The sequence below is a fragment of the Streptomyces luteogriseus genome, from assembly GCF_014205055.1.
Classification (GTDB): Bacteria; Actinomycetota; Actinomycetes; order Streptomycetales; family Streptomycetaceae; genus Streptomyces; species Streptomyces luteogriseus.
Map to the genome: position 1 here is coordinate 5740208 of NZ_JACHMS010000001.1, position 13321 is coordinate 5753528.

10 protein-coding genes are annotated in these 13321 nt (G+C 72.0%); 7 read left to right on the plus strand and 3 right to left on the minus strand.

The window, feature by feature from the left end:
- Positions 1-91 precede the first annotated feature (91 nt).
- Positions 92-712, plus strand: coding sequence for a biotin transporter BioY (locus BJ965_RS25475; RefSeq protein ID WP_246546027.1), 621 nt, complete (start codon positions 92-94; stop codon positions 710-712).
- Between the two features lie 139 nt (positions 713-851).
- Here BJ965_RS25475 and BJ965_RS25480 read toward each other — a convergent pair whose 3' ends face one another.
- Positions 852-1577, minus strand: coding sequence for an LPXTG cell wall anchor domain-containing protein (locus BJ965_RS25480; protein ID WP_184917531.1), 726 nt, complete (start codon positions 1575-1577; stop codon positions 852-854).
- A 241-nt stretch (positions 1578-1818) separates the two neighbouring features.
- On the opposite strand from BJ965_RS25480, the gene BJ965_RS25485 reads away from it, so the two are divergent.
- Positions 1819-3762, plus strand: coding sequence for a serine/threonine-protein kinase (locus BJ965_RS25485; protein ID WP_246548250.1), 1944 nt, complete (start codon positions 1819-1821; stop codon positions 3760-3762).
- 81 nt (positions 3763-3843) lie between these two features.
- On the opposite strand, the gene BJ965_RS25490 is transcribed toward BJ965_RS25485, so the two are convergent.
- Positions 3844-5334 (minus strand): amino acid permease, encoded by a 1491-nt coding sequence (locus BJ965_RS25490; protein WP_184911128.1) that lies wholly within the window; start codon positions 5332-5334, stop codon positions 3844-3846.
- A 279-nt stretch (positions 5335-5613) separates the two neighbouring features.
- Here BJ965_RS25490 and BJ965_RS25495 point away from each other — a divergent pair, with 279 nt between their 5' ends.
- Both BJ965_RS25495 and BJ965_RS25500 read left to right on the plus strand, forming a co-directional pair.
- Positions 5614-6099 (plus strand): ribose-5-phosphate isomerase, encoded by a 486-nt coding sequence (locus BJ965_RS25495; protein WP_030836184.1) that lies wholly within the window; start codon positions 5614-5616, stop codon positions 6097-6099.
- Positions 6100-6433: 334 nt separating this feature from the next.
- Positions 6434-7243, plus strand: a complete 810-nt coding sequence (locus tag BJ965_RS25500) for an Fpg/Nei family DNA glycosylase (RefSeq protein WP_184911130.1) — start codon at positions 6434-6436, stop codon at positions 7241-7243.
- A gap of 34 nt (positions 7244-7277) precedes the next feature.
- Here the strand turns inward: BJ965_RS25500 and BJ965_RS25505 are convergent, their stop codons facing one another.
- On the minus strand, positions 7278-8528 hold the full coding sequence (locus BJ965_RS25505; RefSeq protein WP_184911132.1) for a GNAT family N-acetyltransferase: 1251 nt from the start codon (positions 8526-8528) through the stop codon (positions 7278-7280).
- Between the two features lie 162 nt (positions 8529-8690).
- Here BJ965_RS25505 and BJ965_RS25510 point away from each other — a divergent pair, with 162 nt between their 5' ends.
- The 3 genes from BJ965_RS25510 to BJ965_RS25520 all read left to right on the plus strand — a co-directional run bounded on the left by BJ965_RS25510 (position 8691) and on the right by BJ965_RS25520 (position 13317).
- Positions 8691-9869: a PP2C family protein-serine/threonine phosphatase gene (locus BJ965_RS25510; RefSeq protein ID WP_184911134.1), complete on the plus strand. Its 1179-nt coding sequence runs from the start codon at positions 8691-8693 to the stop codon at positions 9867-9869.
- A gap of 122 nt (positions 9870-9991) precedes the next feature.
- Complete coding sequence (locus tag BJ965_RS25515) at positions 9992-10894, plus strand: ABC transporter ATP-binding protein (RefSeq protein ID WP_246546029.1); 903 nt, start codon at positions 9992-9994, stop codon at positions 10892-10894.
- Positions 10894-13317: an ABC transporter permease gene (locus BJ965_RS25520; protein WP_184911136.1), complete on the plus strand. Its 2424-nt coding sequence runs from the start codon at positions 10894-10896 to the stop codon at positions 13315-13317. Before BJ965_RS25515 ends, BJ965_RS25520 begins: the two co-directional genes overlap by 1 nt.
- Positions 13318-13321 lie beyond the last annotated feature (4 nt).

The following is a 13321-nucleotide window of genomic DNA, read 5'->3' on the forward strand; positions in this document are numbered from 1 at the left end:
CGCCCTTTGTGGACGGCTGACGGTGATCAGGGCGAGGGCGCTGGGATAGCGTCACGGTGTCCCGACCGGCCCTCACCCTCGCGGAGTCCCCATGAGCACCGCTGCCGCCACACCCGCCCTCCCCCAAGAGCTCGACTCCGCTCGTTCAGGGGGGACCCCCATCGGACAGGTCCTCGCCGACCTGCTCCCCGCCTCCCGAGTCCGGGACGCGGCCCTCGTGCTCGGCGGCGCCGCGCTCACCGGCCTCGCCGCCCAGATCTCCGTGCCCGTGCCGGGCTCCCCGGTGCCGGTGACCGGCCAGACCTTCGCCGCGCTGCTCGTCGGCACGTCCCTCGGCGCCGGCCGCGGCTTCCTCGCGCTCGCGCTGTACGCCGTGGCGGGCATCGCGGGCGTGCCGTGGTTCGCGCAGGGCACCTCGGGCGTCCTCCCCTCCTTCGGCTACATCCTCGGCATGATCCTCGCCTCCACCGTCGTCGGCGCCCTGGCCCGCCGCGGCGCCGACCGCTCGGTGCTGCGCACGGCCGGCACGATGCTGGTGGGCGAGGCGATCATCTACGCCGTCGGCGTGCCCTACCTGGCCCTCGCCACCGGCATGTCCGCCACCGCCGCGATCGCGGCCGGCCTCACGCCGTTCCTCATCGGTGACGCGCTGAAGGCCGCCCTGGCCATGGGCGCCCTGCCGACGGCCTGGAAGTTCGCGAACAAGCGCTGACATCACAGGCGTTGCGGAGAGGCCCGCCGGGGCGTGCTGCCCCCGGCGGGCCTCTTTGCGTACTGCCCTCGGCAGGGCCTCTTCTGCGTACTGCCCCTCGGCGGGTCTCTCCGCGTACGCGCGCAACCAGACGGCCGGTTCAGCCCTCCTGAACACCCGGGCGCCGCCGCTGCGACCACCACAATCCGGCCACGCCCGCAGCGAGCAGCGACGCGCCGGCCGCGCCCAGCGGCAGCAGATCACGGGCCGGACCGGTCTTCGGCAGCTCCTTGCCGCCCGGGCCCGCCGGCTCGTTGTCGGTGCCGAGCAGCAGGGGCGTGGCCGGGGCGTCCGGCGACGGGTTGTTCGTGCCGAACGGCACCGGGCCCTGCTGCCAGAAGGTCTTCTTCCCGTCGCCCGTCTGCACGGGCAGACAGATCTTCCCGGTCTTGCCGAGGTCGAACGTCGCGTCGACGGCGTACGACTTGGACTTACCGGCCGCGAGATTGTCGATCGGGCATGCGAATCCGCTGTTCGAACCCTCCGGAAGTCCCTTCTCGGGTATCGCCGAACACCCTTCGACCCCCTTGACCACCAGCCCGTCGAAACCGACGACCAACAGCCTGATCTTCCCGCTGTCCTTGCTCCCCTCGTTCTTCACCGTGGCGGTAATCGCCGTCTTTTCGGAATCGTTGTCGACCGAGATCTTCCCGGGCAGTGTCGTCGTGAGCTTCACCCCTGCCGGTGCCGCGTCAACCGCCTTTCCCCCCTTGCCGCTTGCGGGTCCCTCGCCCTGTGCACCGGCCGTGCCGGAAAGGATCAACACCGCCGAGAAAGATGCCATGACCAGCGATACGGCGACCGCTGTCGTGTGACGAGAACTCATGTTCGCCCCCCTTCCGTCCCCCAGTGCCGCGCCTGAATTCGCAGCACTGAAAGAGGTACCACAAGATTTCGCCGCACTATCCTGGTGCGGCACGAAGTGTGACCATTGTGTTTCACTGGAGTCGGTCGCGGCGTCGTGGAGGGGGTGCAGCGGATTGCCGGGGAATACGAACAGCGGCGGTGTTCCAGGGGTATTGGTGACGGGACGCTATCGGTTGGTCGAAAGTATCGGCCAGGGGGGAATGGGGCGGGTGTGGCGAGCCGCCGACGAAATACTCGACCGGCAGGTCGCCGTCAAGGAAATGCGGATCGACGGTCTCGACGCGGAGGACAGCAGGACCCGCCGTGAACGGACCCTGCGTGAAGCCAGGGCCACGGCCCGGATCGACCATCCCAACGTCGTCCGGGTCTACGACGTGGTCGACGAAGGCGAACGGCTGTGGATCGTCATGGAGTTGGTGACGGGCCGCTCCCTCGAACGGATCCTCGCGGAGTCGGGCCCGCTGAGCCCCGGCGACACGGCCCGCATCGGACTCGGTCTGGTCGCGGCACTGCGGCAGGTGCATGAACGCGGCGTACTGCACCGCGACATCAAGCCCGGAAACGTGCTCGTGGAGCACGCGAACGGGGTGGCCGGATCCCCGCGCGGCAACGGCACCGGTTCCGGCCACGGACGACGCGTCGTCCTCACCGACTTCGGCATCGCCGCGATCCAGGACGCCAAGGCGCTCACGATGGTCGGCATGCTGGTCGGCTCGCCCGACTACATGGCCCCCGAGCGCATCTCCGGCCGCCCCCAGGGCCCGCCGTCCGACATCTGGTCCCTCGGCGCGACCCTCTGCGCGGCCCTGGGCGGCCGTTCCCCGTTCTCCCGGGACACCACACTGGCGACCCTGCACGCGGTTCTGTACGAGGAGCCTGAACTCCCCGCCTCGTCGGGCCCGTTGCGGGACATCCTGACGTCCCTGCTGGCGAAGGAACCTTCTGCCCGACCGGACCTGGAGGCCTTGGAAACGGCGCTGGAGCCGGTGGCGTATCCGGCGCAGGCACCGACGCCGACGGTCGCGGTGGGGCTGGGGGGCTCGGAACCGGCAGGGGAAGGGGAGCCGGAAGGGGGAGGGGCACCGGAGGAGGAGCCGGAAGCGAGGCTCGCGTCGGACGGCGTTTCCGCTCCGGGCGCGTGGCCCGTGCCCGCCGCCGCGTCGGAAACCCTCGGGGGACGACCACCGGGCCCTGAGCCGCAGTCGCGGACACCTCTCCCCACGCCCCCTCACGACTCACCCACTCCAGTCCGTACCCCGGCACCACGGGACCCTCGCCGACCCGCGCCCGGGGAAGCCGGGGACGTCGCGGAAGCCACGGAAGCCGGCGCGACGATCCAGCCGGTGACGGCCCGTTCCGAAGGCCGGACCGGTGGCGCCACCCACCGCCCGAGCCCCGACTCCCTCACCCGCGCCCAGGCGGAGACCGAGCACCGCCCCCACCCCGCACCCCTGCCCATGCCGCCCGGCGAACTCCCCGGGCCGCCCGCCCCGGCCGCACCCCGCTCCCGCCCCCGTCGCCGTACGGTGCTCACCGCCGCGGCAGCCACCCTCGCCACGGCCGGCACGATCGTGGGAATCCTGCTGGCGACGTCATCGGGCTCACCGGACGGGGACGACACTCCCCACGCGGGCTCCTCGGCATCCGCGCCGGCCGCCACCGGGGGATCCGGGGACACCACCTCCTCGCCCACCGTCGAGGGCACCACCCGGCCGCAGACCCTGCCGCCCGGCACGCACCGGGAGGCCGGCGGGTTCGCCTGGGCGACGCCCCACGGCTGGCGGCGGGACGTGAAGACGGGCGCGGAGGTGCACTACACCTCCCCGGACGGATCCCAGGAACTGGTCGGCAAGTCCTCCCTGGCCCGCGGCGACCTGCTGGAGACCTGGCAGACCTCGGAGCGCAACGCCCACCAGGGCCAGGACTACCGCAAGGTCCGCCTGGAGGAGACGACGTTCCGCGGACACCCGGCGGTGGTCTGGGAGTACACGTTCACGCTGAAGGGCGTCCACTGGCACGCCCGCCTGCTCGGCTTCAACGTGACCGGCAAGTCGTACCAGGTCAACACGTGGTACGAGGCCGGGATCGAGCAGGAGGCACTCGCCACCTACGAGAAGGTGAAGGACAGCTTCACGGTGCTGTAGGCACATGAAAGGGGCCTGTGGGGCGTGCGGTTGCACGCCCCACAGGCCCCCGTTCACGACGAACGGCGAGCGGCCGGAGGATCAGCCGGCCGACACCTCGCTGCGCTCCTCACCCTGGGTCTGCGGGGCACCGGCGGCCGGACGTCCCCCGCGCACCCCCTTCTTCACGAAGGCGATGACGAGCACCACGGCCGCGACGAGCAGCGACAGCAGGATGGTCTGGCGCCCGTCGTGCTCGGTGTCGGTGAGCATGTAGCCGAGGATGAACACGATCAGCGCGGCGGTCGCCCAGGTCAGATACGGGTACAGCCACATCTTCACCACGAGCTTCTCGGGCGCCTCGGCCTTGATGATCTTCCGCATGCGCAGCTGGGAGAAGCAGATCACCAGCCACACGAACAGGGCGACCGCGCCACTGGAGTTCACGAGGAAGAGGAAGACGGAGTCCGGGAACTTGTAGTTGAAGAAGACGGCCACGAAGCCGAAGGCGACGGAGGCCAGGATCGCCGTGCGCGGCACGCCGTTGGAGGTCGTGCGGGCGAAGGCCTTCGGCGCGTCGCCGCGCTGGCCGAGGGAGAAGGCCATGCGGGAGGCGGTGTAGAGACCGGAGTTGAGACAGGACAGCACCGAGGTCAGCACGATGAAGTTCATGATCTGACCGGCGTGCGCGATGCCGAGGGAGTCGAGCGCGGCGACGTAGGAGCCGTCCTTGGCGATGGACTTGCTGTCCCAGGGGAGCAGGCACACGACGACGGCGATCGAGCCGAGGTAGAAGACGGCGACACGCCAGATGATGCTGTTGGTGGCCTTGGTGACGGCCTGCTGCGGGTTCTCGGACTCACCGGCGGCCAGGGTGGCGATCTCGCTGCCCATGAAGGAGAAGACGACGAGCAGCACACCGGTGAGGATGGCGCCGGCCCCGTTGGGCAGGAAGCCGCCGTGCGCGGTGAGGTTGCTCAGCCCGGCCTGCTCGCTGTCCACACCCGGCAGCAGCCCGAAGACGGCCAGCCCGCCGACGATGATGAACGCGGCGATGGCGACGACCTTGATGCCCGCGAACCAGAACTCGAACTCGCCGTAGGAGCCGACGGAGACCAGGTTCGTGGCGGTCAGCACCAGCATCACGATCAGGGCCCAGCCCCATTGGGGCACGGCCGGTATCCACCCCTCGAGGATCACGGCTCCCGCGGTCGCTTCGACGGCGAGCACGACGACCCAGAAGAACCAGTACAGCCAGCCGATGGAGAAACCGGCCCAGGACCCCAGCGCCCGGTCGGCGTGCGCGGAGAAGGAACCCGAGGTGGGGTTCGCGGCCGACATCTCACCGAGCATCCGCATCACCAGCACCACGAGCGTGCCGACGAGGGCGTACGACAGCAGGATGCCGGGCCCGGCGGTGGCGATACCGGAGCTGGACCCCACGAAGAGTCCGGCGCCGATGACACCGCCGATGGCGATCATCGAGAGATGCCGGTTCTTGAGTCCGGCCTGCAGCCCGGAGCCCTCGGCTCCGGGTTCTCCGGGCCCTCCGGGGTCGTTTCCGGTCTTGTTCATGGTCGGCTGCGAGGTCATGGAACGGATTTCCTTTGCGCCGGGGAGCTGTACTTCCGTACGGAACCGAGCGAGCCGCACGAAAGGGGTGTTTCGCGGCATGCCGGTGTACGGGGGGCTCGTACGAGCGGTGTACGAGCCGGTCCAGTGAATCGGAGGCGAACGAATAGGAGAACCTTTGAATCCAGATTGTTACTTGAGGTTTTCCTGAGGTTCAGTAATGCGGCTCACATTCGCCTCGGGTTTTCATGAGCGCCACCCCGCGCGCCTTCCCCGAAACACCCGTGTCACACTCGTCCCATGCGCGTGTACCTCGGCTCGGACCATGCGGGCTACGAACTCAAGAACCACCTCGTCGAGTGGCTGAAGGAGGCGGGTCACGACCCCGTCGACTGCGGCCCGCACATCTACGACGCCCAGGACGACTACCCGCCCTTCTGCCTCCGGGCGGCGGAGCGCACGGCAGCGGACCCCGACGCCCTCGGCGTCGTCATCGGCGGCTCGGGCAACGGCGAGCAGATCGCCGCGAACAAGGTCAAGGGCGTCCGTGCGGCCCTCGCGTGGAGCGAGGAGACGGCGTCCCTGGGCCGCCAGCACAACAACGCGAACGTCGTCGCGGTGGGCGCGCGCATGCACTCGCAGGACGAGGCGACGAAGTTCGTGGAGACCTTCCTCGCCACGCCGTTCTCCGGTGACGAACGTCACATCCGCCGGATCGACATGCTGTCGGCCTACGAAACCACCGGCGACCTGCCCCCGATCCCGCCGCACCACCCGCAGCAGTAGCTCTTCGGGCGCCCCGGCACCCCGGGGCGCCGAGAGCGCGCCCCGGCCACCCGACCCCGCGGGGGTCGGGTGGCCGGGTCTTCATCCGCATCGCGCGCGGGGCCCGCTACCCGAGCCTTGCGGCAGGGGCCCGGGCCCGGCCCCCGAGCCGAACTCGGGGCGGAGCGCCCACCCCGCCGGGGACCCGGCCTCTGCCGTCTACGGAGGGCCTGGCCCTGCGGAGGCCGGAGCCCCGTGAGGCCATGGGGCCGGAGTCCTGCTGGGGTTCGGGTCGGAGCAGCCTCTCGAGAAACCGAGCCGAGTGGGCAAAGGGCGACGATCACAAGGAGAACCCGTGCCGGAAGGCCACACCATCCACCGCCTCGCCCAGGACTACGCCGCCGCCTTCCTCGGCACGAGACCCCGCACCACCAGCCCCCAGGGCAAGTTCACCGCCGCCGCCACCCTCCTCACCGGCTCGGAACTCACCCACACGGAAGCCCATGGCAAGCACCTCTTCCTGGGCTTCCGCGACACCGACTGGATCCACATCCACCTCGGCCTCTTCGGCAAGGTCACCTTCGGCCCGGCCCCCGAACCGCCCCCCACCGAGACCGTCCGGCTCCGCGTCGCGAACGACACCACCTACGTGGACCTCCGGGGTCCCACCACCTGCGCCCTCATCACGCCCCCGGAGAAGCAGGCGATACACGACCGCCTCGGCCCCGACCCCCTCCGCGACGACGCCGACCCGGACACCGCGTACCACCGCATCACCCGCAGCCGTACGACGATCGCCGCCCTCCTCATGGACCAGAAGGTCATCGCCGGTGTCGGAAACGTCTATCGCGCCGAGGTCCTCTTCCGGCACCGCATCGACCCGTACCGCGCCGGCAAGGACATCACCCCCACCGAGTGGCACGCGATCTGGACCGACCTCGTCGACCTCATGCGCGAGGGCGTCCGCAACAACCGCATCGACACCGTCCGCCCGGAACACACCCCGGAGGCGATGAGCCGCCCGCCCCGCGTGGACGACCACGGCGGCGAGGTGTACGTCTACCGCAGGGCAGCCCTGCCCTGCCACATCTGCGGCGGCGAGATCCGCACCGCCGACCTGGCCGCCCGCAACCTCTTCTGGTGCCCGGTCTGCCAACGCCCCTGAAACGGCCCGGGCACCCCCGAGGAGAGCCCGGGCGTCAGAACCCGTGCGGCAACCACGGCGGCACACCCACCCCGAACCCGAGCGACGCCTCCGCCAGCGCCCCGGGCCGAAGCTCCCGCACCCGCCCGGCCGCGCCCAGCGCGGCCAGCGACACGCCCCCGAGATACGCCGCGCCCAACTCCCGTACCGACAGGGCGACATCCGCCGCATCCGTCGTACGCTCGCAGGACGCGCCCTTCATGTCCCCGCTCAGCCGCCAACGCCCGGCGTTCCAGGGGCAGAACGCGTCCTCCACCTCGAACACCACGTCCACCGGCGTCTGATACGTGCGCGCCTCCAGCGCGGCCCCCACCTCCACCGGCCGCACGTACAACGAGTCCCGCACCCGCGGATGGCACCGCCGCGGGTCGGACACCAGGTACTGCCACGTGTCGTCCACCGGACGCCCCCGCACGGTCACCTTCGACGTCAGGTCGATCCCGAACAGGAACCGCCACAACGCGGCGTCCGCGGCGGGTTCCAGCCCCGCCAACTCCTCCACGATCACCGTGCCGTTGGACCCCGACAGCTCCCACTCGGGCTTGACGCGGTACCGCGCGTACCCGACGGTCTCCCCGTCCCGCTCGGCGAGCACGCACTGCAGGGGGGAGGCCCCCTCCCGCTCGCTCGCCGGGTCGAGCACCCCGAGCCGCTCCCAGCCGGGCCGCCGGGCCAGCATCCCGGGCCGGGCCGGAACCAGCCGGGCGTACACCGCCTCGCACACGTCGAGCACATCGGCGGGCACCGCGTACCGCACCCGTACGTCATCCGTACCGTCCGGCACCGACAGCCCTACCCGGGTCGTGTCGATCTCGGCGGTCAACGACACGGTCGCGTTGCCGTATCCGAACCGCCCGTAGATCGCGGGCTCGGACGCGGTGAGGACCGCCAGCGGCTCACCCCAGGCGCGTACGTCGTCCAGCTGCCGCCGCATCATCGACGTGAGCAGCCCGCGCCGCCGATGTGTGGCGGCCACGCTGACCATCGTGACCCCCGCGACCGGCAGGGACGCGCCGCCGGGCACGGTCAGCCGGAAGCTGAACGCCCCGGCCGTGCCCACGCACTCGTCCCCGTCCCAGATGCCGAGCGAACGGTCGAACTCGGTCAGCGAGTTCCACAGTTCCTGCTCCTCGGCGGACTCCGGCACCCCTCCGAAGCCCCGGAGCAGGGTGCCGTACCACTTGTCCCAATCGTCCCGCCGCAGTATCCGCAAGCCGGGCGAAAGACCGTTCGCGTCAGTTCCCATGAGCCATGCCTACCAGGGCAATGCGGGACGAGCGAGGAAATTACTCCCGGCTTGCGGCAGGGCGGCGCGCTGTGAAGTTCACTGTGAAGTCGGCCCTCGGACGGGGGACAAGTGGGACCTCCCGTGCCAAGCGGCTGGTCCGATGGATAGGGTCCCGAACTAATGGCATCAGGACGAGAGCGGCGCGCGGAAGCCGAGACGTTCACGGCCCGGTTGAAGAAGCAGTGGCACCGGGTCCGCGTCGGCGTGCGCCGCGCCGCCGTGGACTACTTCCGCGGCAACGGCTCGGACTGGATCGCCCTGGCCGGTCTGCTCCTGATGGTTCCCTTGATCGCGTCGGCCACACTGGCGAACTCGGTGTGGTTCTCACCGGCCGCACTGGTCCTGCCCGTCGTCGTGGGCGGCCTGCTGCTGCGCCCGGCGAGCCTGCTCGGCCTGTACGCGGCGGCGGCCACGGCGCTGATCGTGGAGTCGGTGCAGCTCGGCCCGTACACGGAGGGCCCGTCGAGGGTCACCCCGGGCGTCGTGCTCGTGGTCGCGGCCTGCGGCTTCTTCGGGCTGCTCCTGGCCCAGTTCCGCAGCCGGGTCGGTGTGCCCTGGCGGCGCGGCGGCACCATGCTCTTCGACCTGCGCGAACGCATCCGGGTGCAGAGCAAGCTGCCCGACCTGCCGGACGGCTGGCACCGGGAGATGGCCCTGCGCCCGGCGGGCGGCCAGTCCTTCTCGGGCGACTTCGTGGTCGCGGCTCGCACCAACGGCGGCCGTACGCTCGAAGTCGTCCTCACCGACGTCTCCGGCAAGGGCATGGACGCCGGCTCCCGCGCCCTGCTGCTGTCCGGCGCGTTCGGCGGCCTGCTCGGCTCACTCCCGCCGCACGCCTTCCTTCCGGCCGCCAACGGCTACCTCCTGCGCCAGGACTGGGACGAGGGCTTCGCCACCTCCATCCACCTGGTCCTCGACCTGGACTCCGGCGACTACGAGCTCTACTCCGCCGGCCACCCGCCGGGCCTCCAGCTCAGCGCCGGCAGCGGCCGCTGGGAGGAGAAGACGGCAGAGGGGCCGCTGCTCGGGGTGTACGACGGTGCCCAGTTCGACCCGGTGAAGGGCACACTGCGGCCCGGGGACGTGCTGATGCTGTTCACGGACGGCCTGGTGGAGACCGCCGACCGTGACATCGTCGAGGGCATCGACCGTCTCACCGGCGAGGCCGACCGCTATGTGGCCGGCGGCTTCCACGGCGCCGCCTGGCACCTCATCGAGGCCGTGGCCAAGGACGTCAACGACGACCGGGCCCTGCTGCTGATCTGCCGAGAGGGCCCGACGGCCGCCGCCACCCGCTGAGGTGGGGTTTTCCCCAGGTGGGTCCGGCGGTCGTCCTCATGGCCCGGCCGGCCTCCGGCTCCGTACGTTCGAGACACACACCGGCGCATCGGTGCGAACGACTCGGATCCGGAAGGACACACATGTCAGGCGACTGGGCCGTGGAACTGCACGGCGTCCGCAAGCGCTACGGCCGCGGCGGCACCGCCGTGCACGCTCTGCGCGGCATCGACCTCACCCTCCGGCACGGCAGTTGCACCGCGGTGATGGGCCCCTCGGGTTCCGGCAAGTCCACGTTCCTCCAGTGCGCGGCGGGCCTCGACCGTCCCACGGCCGGCACGGTCCGCCTCGGCGGCACGGAGATCACCGGCATGAAGGAGAACGAGCTCACCGCCCTGCGCCGCACCCGCATCGGCTTCGTCTTCCAGGCCTTCAACCTGCTGCCGTCCCTCACGGTCGAGCAGAACGTCGTCCTCCCGTTGCGGCTGGCCGGCCACCGCCCCGACCGCCGCCGCGCCGCCGAGGTGCTGGACCAGGTCGGCCTCGCGGACAAGGCCCGCCGCCGCCCGGGCCAGTTGTCCGGCGGTCAGCAGCAGCGGGTGGCCATCGCCCGCGCCCTGGTCACCCGCCCCGACGTCGTCTTCGCGGACGAACCGACGGGTGCGCTGGACACCACCACGGCCACGGAGATCCTCGCCCTCCTGCGCGAGGCCGTCGACACGCACGGCGCCACGGTCGTCATGGTCACCCACGACCCGGCGGCCGCGGCCTGGACCGACCGCGTGCTGTTCCTCTCGGACGGCGAGATCGTCGACCACCTGGACCGCGACGACACCGCCGGCGGCGACCACCTCGGCCACGGCCATCGCGGCAGCGACCACCTGGGCCACGGCCACCGTGGCGGCGACCACCTCGGTCACGGCCACCGTGACAGCGACGACCCCGGCCGCGACCACGTCCACCTCCGCCGCGCCCACGCCGACCGCATCGCCGCCCGGATGACCTCCCTGGCCGTCCCGCGCGCCCACGCGAAGGCGGCAGCCTGATGCTCGCCCCCAACGGCCTGGCCCGCGCGGCCCTCCGGTTCCGTCCCGCCGCGTGCGTCGGCACCTTCGTGGCCCTCGTCCTGGCCGCCACGATCGTGTCGGCCTGCGGCATCCTCCTGGAGACGGGCGTACGCGCCACGGTCCCTCCCGAGCGCTACGCGCACGCCCCCGCGGTGGCCGCGGCAGGGCAGCGGGCGGGGAACCCCGAGGAGGGCGGCGTGGTGCCGGACCGGGCGCGCCTGAAGGACTCCCTGGTCGCGAAGGCCGCCGCGGTGCCGGGAGTACGGGCGGCGATCCCCGACGTCACCTTCCCGGTGCTCACGCCCGAGGGGACGCTCACCGCACACGGCTGGGGCTCCACCGCCTTCACCGGCGAACGTCTCACGAGCGGCCGCGCCCCCGGCCCCGGCGAGGTCGTCCTCGCCCCCGGCACATCACGCCCGGCCGGCGACACCGTCACCCTCACCCTCCCCGACGGCCCCCGCACCTACCGAGTCTCCGGAACCGCCGCCGCTCAGGGCACGGTGTGGTTCAGCGACGCCGAAGCCGTCCGCGTCTCCGGCCACCCCCATCGCGTCGACGCCATCGCGGTCCTCCCCGCCCCCGGCGTCGGCACGGCGGCCCTCTCATCCCGCCTCGCCCACGCCCTGGGCGACCGGGCCGAGATCCACACGGGCGACGACCGGGGCACGGTGGAGGACCCCGCCCTCACCGAAGCCCGGGAGGTCCTGACCGGAATCGGCGGCTCCTTCGGCGGCGTCGCCACCATGGTCGCCGTCTTCACCGCCGCCGGCACCGTCGCCCTCGCGATCGGCCGCCGAGCCCGCGAGTTCGCCCTGCTCCGCGCCATCGGCACCACCCCGCGCCAGATCCGCCGCACCGTCGCCACCGAGGCGCTGCTCGTCGCGCCCGTCGCCGGCGCTCTCGGCTGCCTGCCCGGAATGGCCCTGGCCGCTTGGTGGTTCGGCCAGTTGAAGGACAAGGGAGCCGTACCGGAACCCGTCGATCTCGCCGTCTCCTGGATCCCCCTGACCGTCACGACCGGGACGGTCCTGGCCACCGCCCTGCTCGCCGGATACATGGCCGCGCACCGCAGTTCACGCATCAAGCCGGGCCAGGCGCTGAGCGAGGCCTCCGTGGAGCGGCTGCGCCCGGGCTGGATCCGCACCCCCCTCGGCGTGGCGGCGGCGGTCGGCGGCTTCGTGTGTGCGGGCCTGGCCGCGTCGGAGACGGGCGAGGACGCGGTCAACGCCGCCCTCGGTGTGGTCATGCTGTTCATGCTGGCCGTCGCCCTGCTGGGGCCACTGATCGCCCGCGCCTGCGCGTCCCTGCTCGGGCTCCCGCTGCGCGGCGCCGGCGCACCCGCCGTCCTCGCCGCGGCCAACTCCCGTACCAACGCACGGCGTCTGGCCTCCGCGATCACCCCGATCGTGCTCGCCATGGCGTTCTCCTCCGTGCTGGTCTTCCTGCACACCAGCGAGGACCGGGCCACCGCGCAGCAGCAGCGGTCGGGCATCGTCGCCGACCACGTCGTCACGGCCGACGGGGGCGCCCTGCCGCCGGACGCGGTCCGACGGGCCGGGCGCACACCCGAGGTCACCGCGGCCGTGGGGCTGCTGAGGACGTCCGTTCTCGTCCGGGCCTCGGGCGCCCTGACCCCGGTCTCCGCCCAGGGCGTCACGGGTTCGGCCCGCGACCTTGCCGCCGTGCAGGACCTGGACGTCGAGAAGGGCCGGCTGTCGCTGAAGCCGGGCGAGATCGCCCTGGACGCGTCCGTCGCCGAGAACGCGGGTGTCGGCGTCGGCGACCGCATCCGCCTCCACCTGCCCGACGGCACCAGGGCCACCCCGCTGGTGGCGGCGACGTACGGACGCGGCATGGGCCTGTCCCAGGTCACCTTCCACCGCACCGACCTGGCCCGCCACGTCAGTTCGTCCTTCGACACCGAACTGTGGGTCAAGGGCGGCACGGCGAAGGCGCTCGCCCCGCTCGGCCGCGTCATGGACCGCGCCGACCACACCACCGCCCAGTCCCTCGACCGCGAGCTCAACGCCTGGGCGAACACGGTCATGGCGGCCGTCCTCGGCGGCTTCGCGGCCGTCGCCGCCGTCAACACCCTGGTGATGACGGTCCTGGACCGCCGCGGCGAACTCGGCACGCTCCGTCTGCTCGGCTCCACCCGCCGCCAGGTCCTGCGCATGGTCCGCTGGGAAGCGCTGCTGGTCGCCGTCGCGGGCATCGCGCTCGGCACGGCGATCGCCCTGGCCACCCTCGTCCCGATGACGAGGGGCCTGACGGGTCAGGGGCCGTACATCCCGCCGCTCGTCTACGGCTCGTTCGCCGCCGCGGTCCTCGTCCTCGGCACGGCCGCGGCCACCCTGCCGGCCCGGGCGGCGCTGCGCGGGGAGACACTGGAGCGGTGACCGA

Coding starts and splice junctions, on each gene's coding strand:
- BJ965_RS25475 (WP_246546027.1), top strand. CDS start 92: ATGAGCACCGCTGCCGCCACACCCGCCCTCCCCCAAGAGCTCGACTCC.
- BJ965_RS25480 (WP_184917531.1), bottom strand. CDS start 1,577: ATGAGTTCTCGTCACACGACAGCGGTCGCCGTATCGCTGGTCATGGCA.
- BJ965_RS25485 (WP_246548250.1), top strand. CDS start 1,819: ATGGGGCGGGTGTGGCGAGCCGCCGACGAAATACTCGACCGGCAGGTC.
- BJ965_RS25490 (WP_184911128.1), bottom strand. CDS start 5,334: ATGACCTCGCAGCCGACCATGAACAAGACCGGAAACGACCCCGGAGGG.
- BJ965_RS25495 (WP_030836184.1), top strand. CDS start 5,614: ATGCGCGTGTACCTCGGCTCGGACCATGCGGGCTACGAACTCAAGAAC.
- BJ965_RS25505 (WP_184911132.1), bottom strand. CDS start 8,528: ATGGGAACTGACGCGAACGGTCTTTCGCCCGGCTTGCGGATACTGCGG.
- BJ965_RS25510 (WP_184911134.1), top strand. CDS start 8,691: ATGGCATCAGGACGAGAGCGGCGCGCGGAAGCCGAGACGTTCACGGCC.
- BJ965_RS25515 (WP_246546029.1), top strand. CDS start 9,992: ATGTCAGGCGACTGGGCCGTGGAACTGCACGGCGTCCGCAAGCGCTAC.
- BJ965_RS25520 (WP_184911136.1), top strand. CDS start 10,894: ATGCTCGCCCCCAACGGCCTGGCCCGCGCGGCCCTCCGGTTCCGTCCC.